Here is a 19,339-nt window from a genome sequence, read left to right on the forward strand (position 1 = left end):
AAATTGTCTGTGATACAAAAACTTTAATTAAACCTGACATTCACATGTATAGAAATTTTACTGAACAAATGTTCGGGAGGCCACGTCATGCCCTTGCCAGATACAGGCGCATCCTGCAATTCAGCTGTATCTTATTACTTACAACCGCCTTGCAGTTAGGCGCACGCACTTATGCGCAAAGAGTGAACATTGAAGTGCGCGAAGCATCGCTGGAAGATGTGCTGTACACCATTCAGCAACAAACAGGTTATGATTTTTTGTACAGCACACAGCTCATCCGGGCAGCCGCACCAGTGTCGCTTTCATTGAAGAACATGGAGGTTACAGAAGCGCTGAAGATCATTTTTGATAAGCAGCCCCTGGATTATATCATCAATAAAAAGACCGTAACACTTAAGAATAAGCCGGCCCTGCCGCCTGTTGTTTTCACGGTTCACGGTACTGTAACCGATAATAAGGGCGTACCCTTGCAAGGTGTTAGCATACAGCTGAAAGGCACTACCACCGGCACGGCCAGCCTGGCAGACGGCACCTATAGCCTGAACCTGCCCGACGCTAACGGTACACTTACCTTTGGTTTCATAGGTTTTGCAAAACAGGAGATAGCCGTGAATGGAAAAAACCTGATCAATGTAATGCTGCTGGAAGATGACCGTAAGCTAACAGAAGTAGTAGTAACCGGTTATACCACCCAAAGCCGGCATACCTTAACCAGCGCCATTGCCACCATCAATGGCGAGGACCTTACCAAAAGGGTAGCCACAGATGCCACCTCCCTGCTGCAAGGGCAGCTACCCGGCCTTTCAGTAGTGCAGAACTCTGCGGAGCCAGGTAATGAAACCATACAATTACGTATAAGAGGTGTGGGTACTTTCAGCGGTGCAGGAAATAACCCGCTGGTGATAGTGGATGGCGTGCCGGGGAATTTGAGCGCGCTTAATCCCAACGACATTGAATCCGTAAACGTGCTGAAAGATGCATCAGCCGCCGCTATCTATGGATCACAGGGCGCCAACGGCGTAATAGTGGTGAAATCTAAAAAAGGTAACCCGGGGAAATTTACGCTATCCTACAATTACAATATTGGTTTTGCAAAAGCCACCCGTCTGCCAAAGCTCATTACCAATTCAGCTACGTATATGACGCTGCTGAATGAAGCAGAAGCCAATTCCGGCAATGCGCCTATTTATACGGATGAACAAATAGCGCTGTACCAGAATGCAACCGACCGTGTAAAGTACCCCAACCACGACTGGCTGAAAGATATGTTCAGCACTGCAACCGTACAGAACCACTATCTTAATTTAAGCGGTGGTACTGAGAAAACCACCTATAGCCTGGGCATGGGGTTTACGAACCAGCCGGGAACGATGAGAGGTTTTGAATATAAGAAGTACACCGTTGCCCTGGGCTTAACATCCAGGGTGCATAAGCGCGTAACGCTGGGCACTAATATACAGGCGCGGTATGGCGACAGACAATTTCCCTACAACAATGCCACTGACCTGTATATCTCCACCCTGGCGCAGTCGCCTTTATACCCGGCACAAACAGCAGACGGCTTGTGGATCACCAAGGCATATGACCGGGAGCTGGGTAATAAGAATCCCGTGCTGGCATCTACTTTAAGAACCAGTAATCCTGATTACTACGGGCAGGGAAATATTTCCATTGATGTAGATGTGGCAGAAGGTTTGAAGTGGGAGAACCGCGCCGGTATTAACTTTGAGTACTACAAAATGAAAACCTTCCGTCCGGTGATCCCTGTGTACCTGTACAGCGATCTTTCCTATAGCCGTAATGCCGATGTGGGTACGCCGGGCCTTGCGATGGATCATCATGATGAAACGCATTCCACCATCTACAGCCAGCTGAATTACCATAAGCTGTTCGGCAGCCATGACCTTACGGTTTTAGCCGGTGTGCAGCAGGAAACAGATAATAAAAGCTATATGGATGCCAACCGCATTGGCTATCCCACCAACCAGCTCACAGAACTGAATGCCGGTGCAGTAAGCGGGCAAACAAATGGAGGCACCTCTGAAGAATGGGTGATCCATTCACTATATGGCAACATGAACTATAATTTTAAAGATAAATACCTGCTGGGTGTAAGCCTGCGCTACGACGGTACTTCCCGTTTACCTGCAGATAGCCGCTGGGGTTTGTACCAGTCTTTTTCAGGCGGATGGCGTATTTCCAAAGAAAGCTTTCTTGCAAATGTTAAATGGCTGAATGATCTGAAGATCCGCGCATCCTGGGGCCGCCTGGGCAACCAGAACATAGGCACCTATCCTTACCAGTCAACCCTGGCGCAAACAAATTATGCCTATGCAAGCGGTATCCTTTCCGGTTTTATACCCAATATGCTGGTAGATCCTAACCTGACCTGGGAAACCACACGCATGACAGATATAGGTGTGGACATGACTGCCTTTAATAACCGGCTGAACTTCACCTTTGACTGGTTCTCCAAATATACCTACGATATTTTAAGGCAGTCGCAGGTACCACAGGCGCTGGGCGTAAGCGCGCCAATTGTTAACAATGGCGCGGTAAGCAATAAGGGCGTTGAGTTTGGCGTACGTTACCAGGATAAGCTTAGCAAAAAGTTCAGCTATTATGCAGCTGCCAATCTCCAGGTGTACCGTAACAAGCTGGCATCCTTTGGCGCTGATGAAATTGGCGGGCCTGACGGGCAAACGATTATGCGTAACGGTTATCCCATTAACTCCTTCTACCTGCAAACCATGGATGGCATTTTCCAGAGCCAGGCAGAGATTGACAAATCCCCTGACCAGTCATCCCTGGGCGGTGTGCCTACCCCCGGTGATATTAAGTACAAGGATGTGAATGGAGATGGAAGAGTGGATGCTAATGACCGCTCTGTATTTGAAGGCCAATATCCAAAGTTTGAATACTCCTATACCATGGGCGCCAATTGGGGGAATTTTGATGCCAGCATACAGCTGTATGGTTCATACGGCAATAAGCTGTACCTGTATAAATGGGGTGTAGATCCTTTTGCGCAGGGCGCTATGCCAACCACCGACTGGCTGGACCGCTGGACACCGGAAAACCCGTCGGCCACCAAACCCAAGATCTACATGGGTTTTTACGGGTATCCTAAAATAACCAATGTACCTTCTTCCTATTACCTGTTTAATGCCAGCTTTATGCGCATCAAGAATTTACAGGTAGGATACACTTTGCCACAGTCACTGGTAAAAGGCATAAGAATGATCCGCGTGTATGCTGCTGTTGACAACCTGGCGCTTTTTACGCCGTTGAAAATAGCAACGGATCCTGAAAGGCTCGACATCAATAATAAACCGGATGCATGGTATGGCTTTGCCAACTACCCGCAAAACCGCACTTTCACCTTAGGGGCATCTGTTCAATTCTAATAAGCATAAAGTATATGAAAAGATATTACCACTTTATTCTGATAACAGCAGTTTTTTTCACCGCCTGTAAAAAGCTGGATGTTACACCGCCGGATAAACTATCAACCGGCATCTTCTGGAAAACATCCGGGGATGCGGATCTGGCGCTTACCGGATTATATTCCACGTTAACAGCGGCCAATGGTCAGATCACCGCTTATGCGCCCATGTGGTGGGAGAACTTTAGTGATAACTCCTACAGTCAGAACAACCAGGGTGGCGCGCAGCAATCGCTAATAGCAGGCTTAACACCAACCATTGGAGGTTTTCCAACCTCTAATGACCAGAGCCTGTACATTACCTCCTACAAGGGCATTGCAGCTGCCAACAGTTTTTTAGCAAATGTTGGTAAGGTGCTGGAAGGCGATAAGCTGAACCAGTATAAAGGAGAAGCATCCTTTTTGCGGGCCTTTCACTATTTTATGTTAGCGCAAACTTACGGCAATGTGCCCTTGCTAACAGATGATCCGCTGACGCTTGACTTCAAGACCAAGGTAACCAAATCGCCGCGGGCAGACATACTGAAGCTCGTTGAAAGCGACCTGGATGCAGCCATAGCCGGGTTGCCGGATGCCAAATACACCACCGGTCATGCAGTAAAAGCATCGGCCCAGGGGCTGAAGGTGCGCGTATTCATGTTTGAAAAGAAATACGCAGAAGCAGCCGTGCTGGCAAAAGCAATTATTGATGGCGGTTTGTTTTCGCTGAACAGCAATTATGCCGGCAACTTTTACAAACCGGATCAGCGCTCCAGCCCGGAGATCATGTTCTCCGTGCAGTTCCAGGCGCCTGCTGTGCCGCATGATTTTGCGATCACCACTGCTATTATTGGCGCAGGATACAAAGACCTGCAGGGCACGCAAAATATGATCGATGAATATGAAGCCGGTGATGCCCGCAAAACCATGACCTTCTTTTTCCCCGGCGATACGCCTGCACAGGGCTGGCCTTATCCCGGTACAGTAGGTACTCCGGGCGTTAACAACTGGACCCGCGGATTTTACCCCGGCAAAAAATGGCTGGATCCCAAGAACGTTGATCCGCAGCCCGGCATGCTGGATGACCAGGATTATGTGTGGTTAAGGTATGCAGATGTAAAGCTGATGTATGCCGAAGCGCAGAATGAAACAGCAGGCCCTGACGCCAGTGTGTACCAGCAGGTAAATGAAGTGCGCGCAAGGCCCGGTGTGGCATTGGCCGCATTACCGGCAGGGCTTAACCAGGGGGATATGCGGGAAAGGATCCGGCATGAAAGGCGCGTGGAGTTTGCGCTGGAAGGCCTGCGCTATTTTGATCTGCGCAGGTGGGGCATTGCACAGCAGAAATTAAATGGTTTTGTGCAAAATCCCTTAACACCCAATATCAAAACCATTTACCGCCCGCAGTTCGATTACTGGCCCTTACCGCAGATAGAAGTAGACCGCAATGCGCCGGTGCTTATACAGAACGATAATTATTGATCAGATAATTTTATATTTAGAGATTTGCTTCCCTGACCTGAAAAGCAGGGAAGCAGATCTTTTTTATTTAACTAAACAGGATATTATACCATGAGGCGCCGTTTGTTGTTGATGATATTATTGTTTTGCTGTGCAGCTGCCAATGCGCAAAGATCGCCGGACCTGCTTTTATGGGATCACAAGCCCGCCGCCACCTGGATGACGGAAGCCTATCCCATGGGCAACGGGCGCATAGGCGGTATGGTGTTTGGCGGGCTGGTTAAGGAACGCATCCAGTTCAATGAACTAAGCCTGTGGACGGGCGATGAGCAGGAAACCGGCGCCTACCAGGCTTTTGGCGACCTGTATATAAACCTGAACAATGAAGATAGTACACAACCGGTGCCGGCTAATTACCGCCGTCAGCTGGACCTTGACAGGGCTGTGCAGCAAATAACCTACACGGCTCATGGCGTTGATTATAAGCGGGAATACTTTTGCAGTTTCCCTGAAAACGTAATGGTGCTGCGCTTTACCGCTGCTAAAAAAGGTATGTATAATGCCACCATCAAACTGCAGGATGCCCATAATGGTGTAATAACTGCTGCAGGCAAAACATTAAGCATGGCCGGTAAGTTATCCAATGGCCTTGCTTACCAGGCAGGTGTTCAGATAATGGCCGGTAACGGTGCCGTATCAGTAGAAAAAGATGTGAAAGAAGGTTGGGTGTTACGTATTAAACACGCAGATGCATTTACGGTTTTATTATCAGCTGCCACAGATTACAGCAACAAACGTGAACAGCGCTGGCGGGGCGAAGCGCCGGGTATTAAGGTGCAGCACATACTGGCAGCTGCTTCCGCAAAAAATTATCCGCAGTTATTGCAAACGCATATCAGCGATTATCAGCGTCTGTTTGGTACGGTAGCATTAAACCTGCGGCCTGCTGCGGCTGCCACCGCTCAGCTACCCACTGCGCAAAGGCTTATCAATCATACCACCGGCGAAGATCATGGACTGGAGGTCCTGCAGTTCCAGTATGGCCGGTACCTGCTTATCAGCTCATCCCGCAAAGGAGGCCTGCCGGCTAATTTGCAGGGCATGTGGAATGATAGTAACAATCCGCCGTGGAGATGTGATTACCACTCCAACATTAACATACAAATGAATTACTGGCTGGCAGAACCGGCTAATCTGTCAGACTGCCATTTCCCTTACCTGGATTACATTAACAGCATGCGCGAAGTGAAAAAGGAAAGCACTCAAAAGGAGTATCCCGGTGTGCGCGGCTGGACAGTTAAAACAGAGAACAACATTTTTGGTGGATCCAGCTTTTTGTGGAATACACCGGGCAGCGCATGGTATATGCAGGCGGTTTGGGAACATTATGCATTTACAAAAGATGAAAGTTATCTCCGCAGCTTCGCCTATCCGCTGTTAAAGGAGATCGTAAACTTTTGGGATGATCATTTAAAGCGCCGGACAGATGGTACGCTGGTAGCGCCTATGGGCTGGTCGCCGGAGCATGGCCCCACAGAAGATGGTGTAACCTACGACCAGGAAATTGTGTATGATCTTTTTACCAATTACATTACTGCCGCGGATGTGCTGGGCGTTGACAAAACCTACCGGGAGCACGTAGCTGATATGCGGGAGCATCTCCTGAAACCAAAGATAGGCAGCTGGGGCCAGCTGCAGGAGTGGGAGACAGACCGCGATGATCCGGCGGATAAACACCGCCATGCATCACACCTGTTTGCCCTGCATCCCGGCAAACAAATAAACATGCTTGAAACACCGGAGCTGGCAAAGGCAGCAAAGGTAAGCCTTGAAGCCCGGGGCGATGCATCCGCCGGCTGGTCAATGGCCTGGAAAATGAACTTCTGGGCGCGTTTGCAGGATGGAGATCATGCCTACAGGATATTGCGGAACTTCTTTAACCCGGTAGGGGGCAATGATGTGAACTATGATAAGGGCGGTGGTTTATACCCCAACCTTTTCTGCGCACATCCGCCGTTTCAGATAGATGGTAATTTTGGTTATGTGGCTGCGGTAGCAGAAATGCTGCTGCAAAGCCAAACCGGCGAAATACAATTATTACCTGCGCTGCCGCAGGCCTGGAACACAGGCCGTGTACAAGGATTACGCGCCAGGGGCAACTTTGAAATTGAAGATCTGCAATGGGAGAACGGGCAGGTAAAAAAGCTGGTAATAAGATCCGGCTCCGGGGTGGAGTGTAAGTTAAGAGCACCGAATGTTTTGACTGCTGCCGGTATAGGGCCGGTAAATAATGGCGGCGCCGGTTTTCAGTATACTTTTCCTACGCAGGCGGGTAAACGTTATATTTTCACCGGTCATGTAACCCCAAAAGAGCGCCGGATTTCCCCGGGTAACACAACCTACTATATTCATCCCGGAAATGGCAATGATGCAAACAGCGGTGTTAATCCTGCACAGGCATGGAAAACATTTAACCACATTAATCAATTGATCCTGAAACCCGGCGATGTGGTGGAAGTGCTGGCTGCAGGCTCATTTAACGGATCATTGGTGTTAAGGGCAAAAGGTACGGCAAGGCAGCCGGTGAAAATAAAATTTGCCCCGGGCCGCTACGATTTTTTCCCGGACAGCGCATTTAAAAAAGCATTACACATTTCCAATACCAATGATCAGCCCTATGAACCCAAAGCCATGGCCCTGGTGTTTGACAGCTGTGAGCAGGTACAGGTAGATGCGCAGGGCGCAACCTGTATGCTCCGTGGTAAGATGATAGAAACTTTTGTTAACTACAGCAGCAATGTACACATCAACGGGCTCACATATGATTACCAGCGGCCCACCGTTTCAGAGCTTACGGTTACAGAGGTAAGCAGTGATCATGCAGATGTGATCATTCATCCTGATTCAAAGTTCAGTATACAGGACAGTCTGCTCACCTGGATAGGCGAGGGCTGGTTTTACCGGCCCGGTACTTACTGGCAGGTATTTGATCCGGTTGCAAATGATCTTTCGCGCATGGAAATAGATACGCAGGGCCTGCGTTTTGTTTTACAGGATAAGGGTACCGTACGCATCTTTTTCAAAAAAGACCCGGGGTTTAAAAAAGGCTGCACTTACCAGAACCGGGATGTAACCCGGGATTGCGCTGGTATCTTTATGCAGTACAGCAGGAATATAACGCTTAGTAACATTCACATAAACTTTATGCATGGCATGGGTGTAGTAAGCCAGTATTGCCGGAACATAAAAATGGATAGTATAACCGTAAGGCCGGCAGAAGGTTCCGGAAGAACCTGCGCTGCCTGGGCCGACATTCTTCACTTTTCAGGATGCAGCGGTGCCATAGAGGTGAATAACGCCTACCTGTCTGCAGCGAATGACGATGCCATTAATGTACATGGCACCTATCTGAAGATTATGAAAATAACCGCGCCCAATAAGCTGCTGGTGGTTTTCATGCATCCGCAAACTTTTGGGTTTAATGCATTTGCAGCCGGCGATAGTATAACATACGTTCATCCGGAAAGCCTGCTCTCAACAGGAGGGAATGTTATAGTAAATGTGGCAAAGCTGAATGATAAGCAGTACCTGCTTACGCTGAAGAATAATATATCCGCTGCTGTTAGCGCCGGCGATGTGGTGGAAAATATAAGCGCTACGCCACAGGTATGGGTACACAACAGCACCCTTACCAGGATCCCCACCAGGGGGCTGCTGGTAACCACCCGGCGCAAGGTGCGCATTGATCATAATACTTTTGAGCGTACGCACATGAGCGCTATCCTTATTAATGGCGATGCCGCCGGCTGGTATGAATCAGGTATGGTGAAAGATGTAAGCATCAGCAACAATACTTTTAATAATTGCGGAGAACCGGTAATAAACATACACCCGGAAAATACGGTGAGTAATAAGACCGCTGTGCACAACAATATTACTGTTACCCATAACACTTTTCAGCTGCAGGGAAAAGCGCTGCTGGCTGCAAAAAGCACGGCGAATATAAATTTCAGCGGTAATACTATTCAGACCGCCGGCGCTGCAAAGGGTATGAATGAATTTTTAAAGTTTGAGCAGTGCAGCGGCGTACACGTTGCGGATAATAAAATAGAAGGCGTTCACTAATAATACTATAAATTCCGCTGGATTTATTTTATATTTAGCGAATAACCTCCACGAAATGAACCCTTCATCCAGAGCCCTCATTATACTAGCCACCCTCAGGTCCCTTACACACACCGTAGATAAAAATGAAAAAATAGTAGTGATCCTGAACGGCATTGGCTGTGCTAAAAAAATGCAGGAAGCTTTATGCTTTCTACCTTCAGCTTTCAGCTTTACTGGCATGCCGTTTGGGTTAAGGTAGCGAACCTATTTCTGTAGGGGCACAATGTATCAGGCGCAACAATAGGATTTCCCAATTGTTGTATCTTCAATCCGGATAATAGACTCAACATATTATGGAAATAACGAATAAAACGAAACGGCCTTATTCGCTACTCAAATTTTTGCTGGTGCCGCTGCTGGTAGCATTTCACGGTTATGCCTATAGCCAGGTTGCTTCCCCTGTTGATACTTCCCAAACAATGGTTCCCAATACCAGGGTACAGGAAAAAGGCCCGGCTAACGATTTCCATAAACAATACGATATTGGCGACATGATCAACGATGTGCTGCATCCCAAACGCACAGATGACTCATTGCGTAAAAGATCGGCCATTACCGTAGTACCCAATATAGCAGCCAACCCTACCATTGGTTTCCAGCTGGGCATAAAAGCCGTAGCCGGTAAGGTATTAGGCAACAAGCCCAACACCTATATGTCGGTGGCAGCAACATCCGCCTCCATTACCACCAAAGGCATTGTTTATTTTTACTTCACGCATAATGTATTTACACCGGGCAATAAGTGGAATATCCAGGGTAGCCTGGTAGCATCAAAGTCTGTTACGCCCGACTTTGGGATGGGCATTGGCAAGGTCTCCAATGGAAGTGAAGACGACAAGATCCTGGCTAACCCGGACCGTAAACCCTATGTATGGCATTCGCAATACTATAAATTCTTTGAAAAAGTGTACAGGGAAGTAAAGCATAACTTCTTTCTGGGCGGCGGTGTACAGTTCGATATCAGAAGAAAGCTGACCAATGCCAAGTACGACTCCATACAGGTGCCATATAAGATCTATAACCAGCGGTTTGGATTTTCACAGGATCATTATTTTGCCAATGGGTTCCTGTTTAATGTGGAATATATTACCCGCGACAACCCCAACAGGGCCTATAAAGGCATGTACCTGGATGCAGGCATACGGGTGAACCAAACCTGGATAGGCAGTTCCCGGAATGCAACGCAGGTAACGGTTGATTTCCGGAAATACTTCAGTCTTTCAGCGCGTAACCCGGAACATGTGCTTGCATTCTGGAGCTGGGGCTCCGGGGTGCTTACCGGCGCCGTGCCTTATTTTGAATTGCCCGGAACGGGCCGTGATCCCAGCTTCCGCAGCGGCCGCGGGTATGTATCTGGTTATTATAAAGGCACGCAGTTCTTTTACTCTGAAACAGAATACCGTTTTCCCATTACAAGAAATAAATTATTCAGCGGCGTTACCTTCGTGAACGTGCAAACTGCTAATGATAGGGTAGGCACCCAATTGTTTGAAGTATGGAGGCCCGCTGCCGGCGCTGGTTTGCGCATCCTGTTCAACAAATCTACCCGCACCAACCTGTGTTTAGACTATGCATTTGGTATGCATGGCTCAAAAGGTTTTTTCCTGAATTTGAACGAGACTTTTTAATAAGAACTGCCGTCTGCTGAACCGCATGCAGGCCCCGTAATGGAGGCTGCATGCGATACCAGCAAGGCGCAGGTTCTGTTTTAATACCCCGGGTTCTGGTATTGCTGTTTATCAGGATCATTGATCGCATCCAGCTGGGTTTGCGGTATGGGCCGCAGGTTATGTTTGGGCAGCACTTTTGCAGCAGCAGCAAGATTATACAGCCTTACACGGTCCACCAGCTTATTACGGCAGGCAAGGTCAGGCCAGCGGATACTTTCCCCGCATAGTTCCCGGGTGCGCTCATCCAGTATAAAATCCAGCGTCATATCACCACTGGCAAGATCCACCCACACAGGGGCAGGAAGGGTACCTGTATTTTTCTGCTTCATCCGGTTCTGGCGGTCCAATAGCTCTGCCGGACTCAGATTAGCCCTGAAGGCTGCTCTCTGGCGTATAGTAAGCACCAGTGGCAGTGCATCTGCCGGGCGGTTATCACCAATGGCCGCTTCAGCAGCCAGTAAATAGCTTTCAGATAATTTTGCTATTGGAAAAGGCCTGCCGGATCCATCGTTGGGCGCCTGCCGTTTGTTATCGTCATATTTTGTAAGGGCCGGGAACATTTGTATACCCGGGCGGGAGGGGAGATAGAACTCGCTGGGTTTGATCACCCGGTAAGGCACGCCCCTTGCAATGATGGCATCTCCTTCCGCATCGGATGATGCCAGGTAATAGGCCGTATCGCCAATATTGATACCTGCTACGTTGGTATTGGTAGCCCTCCACATAGTGCGGAAGCTGTTATTGTAACGGCTGTCATTGAGCTTGTCTGCAAATACTATGTTGTACACATAGGGCGTTGGAACAAGCTGGCGTAAAGGCCGGCTGTACTGGATCACACGGTCGCAGGGAAATTTACCGGAACCCGCCGGAATAGCTACGTTGTTCTGATAGTTACAGTTGAACAGGTTCAGGGAGATGTTGGCTTTATTTGAAAAATCAGAACCAATATTCACCACTTCATTATCAATCGGGTTTCCGGGTATTCTTTCAACGGATAACAGGATCTCCTGGTTGTATTCATTGCCTTCCTTGTTCACATCTGCAAAATTGGTCAGCAGGCCGGTGCCATACTGCGCAGGATTATCGATCAGTTTTTTGGCCGCGTCCCAGGCATTTTTGAAGTCCGTACTTTGTTTGGCGGCAGAATAAGCCCGGTATATATAAGCCTTGGCTAACAGGTGCAGGGCTGCGCCCTTTGATAGTTTGAAAGCGCCTGCCGGACGTGCATCCGGTAAGTTCTGGCTGGCAAATATAAAATCATCAATAATGGCCTGGTAATTTTTAATGAAAAGCTGGTCTGTTGGCAGCCGGTTAAAACCCTGGTAAGGGGTTTCGTTAAATTGCAGCTCCCCGCCGCCCAGGTCCAGCGGCACTGCACCAAATTGCTGTACCAGCAAAAAGTAAAAATAGGCTCTTAAAAAATGGGCTTCACCCAGTATCACTGTTTTGGCATTTGCATCCATCTCCACATCCGGCGCAAACTGGATCAGCGCATTGGCCAGGTTAATATTAGCATAGTTATTATTCCAGATCGTAAGTATATGGCCATTGGTGCTGGAAACCGCATAAGAGGCAAGCTCTAATTCAGAACCACCCTGTACCTGGTCGCCATAGGTCCATTCATCCGTGCCTGCATTTAATACATACATGCCGCCAATGTTGCCGTATACGGAACGTAAGCCGGAGTAAAGCGCATTCACACCGTTTTGCAGGCCGCTGGGTGTTTTAAAATAATCCACCGTAAAGACCGTATAAGGCTTTTCAACCAGCTTTTTCTGGCAGGATATGTTGAGCATGCAAACCGTAACCGCCAGTAATACGGACCTTATATATAATCGTTTCATACAGTTTTCGTTTTAACAGTTATAATTTAAAAACTAAGATTTAACCCCGCCAGGAACGACATAGTAGGCGGCGTGGATGCGGAAATGGTAAGCGCCCTGGTGGACAGATTACCCGGGTTTTGAATACCCTGGTTGCCGGTACCGGTTGCTTCAGGGTCAACTCCACCTGCACGCATATACGGAGAATAGATCACCCAGGGGTTTTGTACCGTAACATATACCCGGATGGACTGTGCGCCTATGCGCTGCATGATCTTAGTTGAAAAATTGTAGCCCAGGTTCACGCTTCTTAGTTTTACAAAAGACGCATCATAATACCCCAGCGTGGTAAGATCTGTTCCAATGGGCCTGGTCCGGGTCATAGAAGTAGGGCTGGGGAAATCGTTGGTTGGATTGTCGGTAGTCCAGTAATCTACTTTAACGGTATTCCGGTTACCGTTCAGCAGGGCAGCATATGCCGCAAAAGGCTGGTGCAGCTGGCTAACCAGCAAACCGCCAAAACGCGCATATACTACGAACGACAGATCAAAACCCTTGTAGCTGAAACGGTTTGTTATACCGCCCTGCCAGTTTGCCTGCGAGCTGCCGATCACAGAACGGTCGTAGTTGGGATCTATTACACCATCCGGTTTACCACCGGGGCCGCTGATATCCGCCAGCTTAATATCGCCCGGCAGGTTGCCGAATTTAGCCGCTTCGGCTGCCTCGCTCGTTTGCCAGATACCTGATTTCGTATAGTCGTAAATAGCAGTGAGCGGCTGGCCTATGAATAACTGGCTGGCAATGTTCTGGGTAAAGCCGTCGGTAAGTTTAATCAGCTTGTTCCGGTTAAAGAAAATGTTGAGATCTGTTGACCAGGTAAACCCGCTTTTGGAAGCGATGTTAGTGGACGACAAAGCAATTTCCATCCCCTTGTTCTCCATTTCACCGATGTTGGTAAGGTATTGTCCGCGGATGCCTGAAGTGGGCGGCAAAGTAATGCCATACAGGATGTTGAAGGTATTGGCATGGTACCAGTCCACACTACCGTTAACCCGGTTATTAAACAGCCCGAAATCAACGCCCACATTCACTGTTTTGGTATACTCCCAATCCAGGTTGGCATTGGGCAAAGCCGTGATGTTATACCCGGAAACAATGGTTGGACCATAATTGTAACGGGTAATGCTGCCAACGCTGCCCTGCGTACCAATGTTATTGTACGTAGAAACCTGTCCCAGTGAAGAGTAAGGGCTTATGGACTGGTTGGATGTTTGACCATAACCTACACGCAATTTCAGGTTAGAAAGCCATTGAATGCCTTTCATAAACTGCTCATTGGTGACATTCCAGCCCGCTGATATAGCAGGATACCGGTGATATTTATTGCCGGCCGCCAGGCGTGATGAACCATCTATCCTGCCTGTAAGGGTTAGCAGGTAACGGTCGTCATAAGAATAATTAACACGCGCCATGTAGGAGATCAGTCCAAAGGAGCTTTCAGCGCCGGAAACTACCGGTTTCACATTATTGGATGCATTGGACTGGCCAAGATTGTAGAATTGTATAAAGTTCTCATCTATGGAATCTTTGCTCACATAAGTATTGTGCGTATGATCTTCCTGGTAGCTATACAGGCCCGTTACATTGATCCGGTGTTTCTGTGCGATGGTTTTTTCGTAGGTAAGTATGTTCTCTAAAGTATATCCCCATCCTTCAATATTATCTACGCTTGCTGTATTACCCAGCTTAGCCCTGAAATAGCTGGGGTGCTGCGCATTGTCGGAGCTCTTGAACTGATCGCTTTCCTGCTTGCGGTAGTCAAGCCCCACGTTAACGCGGTACTTCAATCCATCCATGATCTGCAGCTCGCCATACACGGAGTTGAAAGTGCGCATGCGGGTAATTCTGTCAACCCAGTTGTTATTATTGTTTTTCAGGAACAGCGGGTTGTATTGGCCCACACGATCGTCCGTATTACCGGTAGGGGACAGAATGAGCTTGCCTGTAGCGTCATAAGCCGGCATTAAGGGGCTTAGGGTAAGCAAAGGGAACATGGGATCAACGAACTGCGATCCATTGGTGACATTCACTGTGTTCAAAGTATTCAGGCCTATCTTTATCCGCTTACCAACTTTTGAATCAATGGTTGCCCGGAGTGAATAACGGGTAAAATCCTGTCCGGGTAATACAGCGGTTTCTTTATAATAACCGCCGCCCAGCGACCAGGTATTGCCGCTACTGCCGCCTGAAACGCCCAGGTTCTGATCAGTCACATGCCCATCCTCGTACATCAGGTCCTGCCAGTCGGTGGAGGTGCCTGCAGCAATGGCCGCCTGCTCTTCGGGCATATAGCCACCTGTATAAGCGCTGCCGTTGCGTAATTTCTGGTACTCCTGGGCATCAAACACTTTATACTTTGTGCGCACTTTGTTAATGCCATAATAACCGTTGTAGTTTAAACGGGTTTCGCCTGCCTTACCGCGTTTGGTAGTGATGAGGATCACACCGTTCGATCCCCTGGAACCATAGATAGCAGTGGCAGACGCGTCTTTTAAGATCTCTACGGATGCTACATCATCCGGGTTAATATCGTTGATGTTGCCTCCTTCATAAGGTATACCATCCAACACCAGCAGCGGATCATTGGATCCGTTGATGGATCTTTCACCGCGGATGCGGATAACCGCACCAGCGCCTGGTTTGGTGCCTGAGCGCTGTACTTCCAGCCCCGCGGCGCGGCCCTGTAAGGCCCCCTGCAAGTTGGATACCGGTACTTCACGCAGCGCCTGGTCATTTATAGATGCTACGGATCCGGTTACATCCCTTTTCCGCTGTGTACCGTAACCCACCACTACTACCTGGTCCAGCACCTTGCTTTCAGGTATCAATTGTATGTTAAGGGAACGGTTCTCGCCCACGGTAATTTCGCGGGAGGCATAACCGGTAAAAGTGATGGTTAGTGTGGCTGCTGGTGGAGTGCTTAAGGTAAAAACACCGGCAGAATCAGTGGCAATGCCTTGCCGGGTGCCTTTGATCATTACCGAAGCGCCGGGTACAGACTCACCTTTTTCATTTACCACCTTGCCGGTTACCTTTTTTTCCTGGGCCAGCAAAGGCAGGTTTACCAACAATAATGTTGTAAGCCATATTAATGCAATGGCCGTGCAGTTTTTCAAACATTTCTGCATGTTTAATGCAGTTAGTGGAATCTTTTTTTTCATATACGCAATTGGGATTTATGAGCCAGGGCAGGGGCTGCAGGCTGGTTGACATGTTTTTACGATTGCCTGCAGCAAATAATACGGTGAGGTATGCCGGCGATCCTTGTAATAAATAGATCCATGCCGGTGAATCCCCCCTTTCTTTAATAACAGTCCTTAACGTGATCTTCCTTTCTAAAAGCCCCTCGCCAGTTTATGCGGCTTACATCAAAGCATCCAACACTTGCGCCTAAACGCTCCGCAGCTGTGTAAGCAGAAAACGTTGGACGGAAACAACGCTTACCCGTCAAAACAAATATATACAAAAGTTGAAAAAGTGCAACCGATTGCGCATTTTTTCTTGAAATTTCTTTCTTTCAACAGATCCTCAGGCAGGGATGAGTTTGAAAATTAGCGCCTTAAAAGCGGTAGCGAGGAAGGGGATATCCGGTAGTTTACGGTTACGTGCAGGCCCAATAAGCAGCCACCCGTGCAGTTTTCATAGAAAAACTGCCGGTCAGGGAGCCTTTCCGGTAAGGCCGGGAAATGTTGGTGCAACGTGCTTTTACAGGAAGGGATTTAAAGGGCTGCTGTTGGTACAACCGATTGCCCGGAATGAGCTTAGCCGCAGCTGCAGTACCCACTGGTATAGCGTGTATGCTTAAAAGCCGATAGAATTGCCGCCATCTACCGGCATTATGATCCCGGTAATGTAGCGCGCCGCATCTGTGGCCAGGAACAGGGCTGCTGCTCCTATATCAGAAGGCTGCCCCAGCTCGCCCATGGGGGTTCTGCCCATTGCTTTTCCCATTCGTTCCGGATCAGTGTTCAATGCTTTGGCGCTCATTTCAGTAGCAATAAAACCGGGTGCAATGCAGTTAATGCGGATGCCTTTGGGTGAAAGCTCAGTGGCCATGGCCCGGGTCATGCCTTCAATGGCCGACTTGGAGGCGGTATAGGCAATTACCTTTGGAATGCCGTATTGCGAAGCCATTGAGCTGATATTAATGATGCTGCCCTTTATATTGTTTTCCAGCATGTGCCGGATCACTTCTCTTGAAATAATGAAAACAGCCGTAACATTGGTATGCAGTACATTTTGAAAGTCTTCATCCGTTACATCGGTAAATTCCTTTTTCATGTTAATGCCGGCATTGTTCACCAGGATATCGATCCGGCCATGCTTCTCAATAATACCGTTTATCAGCCCGGGGATGGCGGCAAAATCGTCCAGGTCGCAGGTAAGGGCTTCGCATAGAGGACCAAGCTTTTCTTTTGCTGCGTTAAGTTTCTGGGTATTCCGGCCTACAATAATGGTGTGGATGCAGTGCTGTACGAATTTTTCTGCGATGGCCAGGCCAATACCGGATCCGCCGCCTGTTACAATTGCAATCTTTGATTGTGTATTCATGCTCGTTTTTGTGTTGTATTACGTGGAAACTGTGCCTGTTTATCCATTCCCCGGTGCATATGGAAAATGCAGCCCCTTGTAGTATTCCAGCGTGCGGTCAGGCTGTTCATACTGGCCGGGGATGGGCATTTTGGAAAAGGTTTGGAAGTACAGCAGGCAGGCATTGCGCCACCAGGTAGCTTCCTTTACCTGGATGGTCAATAACATCTGCACCTGTTTAAAACGTTCTTTATCCACCCGCCCCTCCAGCGTATTCCATTGTTGCTGCATTGTCTTTGCAGCAGCAACCCCGGAATAATAACGGTAGCATAATTCCTCCCACAGTGTTCTGCCGGACTTCATTTTAAAATTCCAGGGAACGTGATGGAACCACAGCAGGAACGCTTCCGGCGTTGTATGCACGTCCTGGAACCTTTGCTGCATGCCTGGTGCATATTGCGCCAGCGCATTGCTGCCGGAGGCTGTTCTGTCAAAGCCCAGCCCCACAGTGTCTGCGCGGTGATAGTATACCGGGTTCCAGTCAGGCCTTCCGGCATTGGTGATCCAGGGCGCCGGGCCATAATGATGCCCCGTGCCCATAATATGATGAAGGCCAAGCGGTGTCATATAATTCACCATGGCTTCATATGAGGAGAGCATTATTTTTTTTGTAGTGGCCACCAGCACTGTATCACAGCTAAAGGTTTGTTTGATCCACTCATCCGCTATTTGTGCGGGGCTAAGCTCATAGTTCCAGGCCAGCCTGCCGAATGCATACCAGTTAGCCTGCCCAAACGGATGCCCGGTCCAGTTACGGTCGTTGCCTATGTTTGCTACACCTGCAATGCCGGTTTGCGGGTAATGATGCAGGTCGCCATCTATTACACGGGCCACGGTAGCGCCTTTGCCTCCCTGGTAGGTATCTGTTTCCAGCACTTCTTTAAACAGGGGCGCTTCATATACCAGCTGTGTGGACTGTCCCAGGTACTCCTGCGTTATCTGGAACTACATCATGAGCGGCGTTTTGGGCATAGCGCCAAAAAGCGGCGAAACAGGTTCCCTGGGTTGAAAGTCAATAGGCCCATTCTTTACCTGCAGCAGCACATTTGCGCGGAATTGCCCATCCAGCGGTTTAAATTCATTATAAGCCTGTTTAAAACGGTCTTCCGGTGATGCATTGCTGTATACGAATGCCCGCCACATTACAATGCCTCCATAAGGCGCCACTGCATCAGCCAGCATATTAGCGCCATCTGCGTGTGTACGCTGGTAGCTCTGCGGTCCTGGCTGCCCTTCTGAATTGGCTTTCACCAGGAGGCCGCCAAAGTCCGGTATCAGCTGGTAGATCTCTTTTGCTTTTGTATTCCACCAGGCCTTTACGGTATCGTTCAGGGGATCAGCGGTGCTTAGCTTACCAATCTCGATAGGCGCGCTGAACCGGGCGGTCAGGTACACCTTAATTCCATAGGGGCGGAACACATCGGCCAGTGCTTTTACTTTTAATAAATAATCTTTCGTAAGCACCAGCGCATTGGCATTTACATTGGTCAATACGGTTCCATTAATGCCAATGGAGGCATTGGCCCGGGCATAGTCAATATAACGTTGATCAATATACTCCGGCAGCGTATGCCAGTTCCAGATGGAAATGCCTGCATAACCTCTTTCCACAGAGCGGTTAAGATTATCCCAATGGTTTAAGATGCGGTGCTGGATCCGGGGAACGCTCGTAATATCAAGCTGTTCAAGGCTTTGGCCGGTTTGTAAGAGCCGCAGAAAATGAAACACACCATATAATATGCCGGTGTCAGTATTAGCTGTTATAATAATGCTGCGCTTTGTACTGTTAATATAAAAACCTTCTTTTCCCAGGTCTTCATATTTAACCGCTAAGGCGGGCGGGTTAAGCGGGGCATGCGCTTTTGTGAAAATGAGCAGGGAGCTGGCGGATGCATTGTTACCCGCATTTATCTTCTTATCCAGCAGGCCTTCCAGGCCCGCAAGCAGTTCCTGCCTGGCAGCATCCAGTACAGGAGTGCCGGCCGGGAAATAAATAGTATTAATCTGGTTAAGATAGGTGTGCAATAGCTTTGAGTTAACAATCTTATCATAACGTAACCAAAGCCTGTAGCCATCTTCAGCTATGGCGGCGCGGAAATACAGCAGCAGGAAAAAAAGAAGGGACCATCGTTTCATGTGGA

The 19,339-nt window shown here is 48.6% G+C and carries 8 protein-coding genes and 1 pseudogene; 4 read left to right on the top strand and 5 right to left on the bottom strand.

What is annotated here, in order from left to right:
- Positions 1 to 44: 44 nt before the first annotated feature.
- The 4 genes from KVT36_RS17960 to KVT36_RS17975 all read left to right on the top strand — a co-directional run bounded on the left by KVT36_RS17960 (position 45) and on the right by KVT36_RS17975 (position 10,680).
- Positions 45 to 3,407: a TonB-dependent receptor gene (locus tag KVT36_RS17960; RefSeq protein WP_217604843.1), complete on the top strand. Its 3,363-nt coding sequence runs from the start codon at positions 45 to 47 to the stop codon at positions 3,405 to 3,407.
- 14 nt (positions 3,408 to 3,421) lie between these two features.
- A complete protein-coding gene (locus tag KVT36_RS17965) occupies positions 3,422 to 4,906 on the top strand; it encodes a RagB/SusD family nutrient uptake outer membrane protein (RefSeq protein WP_217604844.1) in 1,485 nt (494 codons plus the stop codon).
- Positions 4,907 to 4,996: 90 nt separating this feature from the next.
- Complete coding sequence (locus KVT36_RS17970) at positions 4,997 to 9,010, top strand: glycoside hydrolase N-terminal domain-containing protein (RefSeq protein ID WP_217604845.1); 4,014 nt, start codon at positions 4,997 to 4,999, stop codon at positions 9,008 to 9,010.
- Positions 9,011 to 9,345: 335 nt separating this feature from the next.
- The gene (locus KVT36_RS17975) at positions 9,346 to 10,680 is read left to right on the top strand and encodes a BamA/TamA family outer membrane protein (protein ID WP_217604846.1); all 1,335 of its coding nucleotides are present in this window, start codon (positions 9,346 to 9,348) and stop codon (positions 10,678 to 10,680) included.
- Between the two features lie 80 nt (positions 10,681 to 10,760).
- Here KVT36_RS17975 and KVT36_RS17980 read toward each other — a convergent pair whose 3' ends face one another.
- From KVT36_RS17980 to KVT36_RS33225, 5 genes and pseudogenes are all read right to left on the bottom strand, one after another.
- Positions 10,761 to 12,566 carry a RagB/SusD family nutrient uptake outer membrane protein gene (locus KVT36_RS17980; RefSeq protein WP_217604847.1) on the bottom strand — a complete coding sequence of 602 codons (1,806 nt, stop codon included), beginning with the start codon at positions 12,564 to 12,566 and terminating at the stop codon, positions 10,761 to 10,763.
- A gap of 26 nt (positions 12,567 to 12,592) precedes the next feature.
- Positions 12,593 to 15,769: a TonB-dependent receptor gene (locus tag KVT36_RS17985; RefSeq protein WP_217604848.1), complete on the bottom strand. Its 3,177-nt coding sequence runs from the start codon at positions 15,767 to 15,769 to the stop codon at positions 12,593 to 12,595.
- A gap of 640 nt (positions 15,770 to 16,409) precedes the next feature.
- On the bottom strand, positions 16,410 to 17,159 hold the full coding sequence (locus KVT36_RS17990) for an SDR family NAD(P)-dependent oxidoreductase (protein WP_217604849.1): 750 nt from the start codon (positions 17,157 to 17,159) through the stop codon (positions 16,410 to 16,412).
- A gap of 39 nt (positions 17,160 to 17,198) precedes the next feature.
- Positions 17,199 to 17,984, bottom strand: a complete 786-nt coding sequence (locus tag KVT36_RS33220) for a hypothetical protein (protein ID WP_368670031.1) — start codon at positions 17,982 to 17,984, stop codon at positions 17,199 to 17,201.
- A pseudogene (locus KVT36_RS33225) lies at positions 17,958 to 19,334 on the bottom strand (alpha-glucuronidase family glycosyl hydrolase); the annotation flags it as partial. The gene KVT36_RS33220 and the pseudogene KVT36_RS33225, both read right to left, overlap by 27 nt.
- Positions 19,335 to 19,339: the final 5 nt, after the last annotated feature.

It is taken from the genome of Chitinophaga sp. GbtcB8 (assembly GCF_019091455.1).
Classification (GTDB): domain Bacteria; phylum Bacteroidota; class Bacteroidia; order Chitinophagales; family Chitinophagaceae; genus Chitinophaga.

Excerpts from the sequence above, each read along its gene's own strand:
- KVT36_RS17960 (WP_217604843.1), top strand. The coding sequence starts at position 45 with ATGTATAGAAATTTTACTGAACAAATGTTCGGGAGGCCACGTCATGCC.
- KVT36_RS17965 (WP_217604844.1), top strand. The coding sequence starts at position 3,422 with ATGAAAAGATATTACCACTTTATTCTGATAACAGCAGTTTTTTTCACC.
- KVT36_RS17970 (WP_217604845.1), top strand. The coding sequence starts at position 4,997 with ATGAGGCGCCGTTTGTTGTTGATGATATTATTGTTTTGCTGTGCAGCT.
- KVT36_RS17975 (WP_217604846.1), top strand. The coding sequence starts at position 9,346 with ATGGAAATAACGAATAAAACGAAACGGCCTTATTCGCTACTCAAATTT.
- KVT36_RS17980 (WP_217604847.1), bottom strand. The coding sequence starts at position 12,566 with ATGAAACGATTATATATAAGGTCCGTATTACTGGCGGTTACGGTTTGC.
- KVT36_RS17985 (WP_217604848.1), bottom strand. The coding sequence starts at position 15,769 with ATGAAAAAAAAGATTCCACTAACTGCATTAAACATGCAGAAATGTTTG.
- KVT36_RS17990 (WP_217604849.1), bottom strand. The coding sequence starts at position 17,159 with ATGAATACACAATCAAAGATTGCAATTGTAACAGGCGGCGGATCCGGT.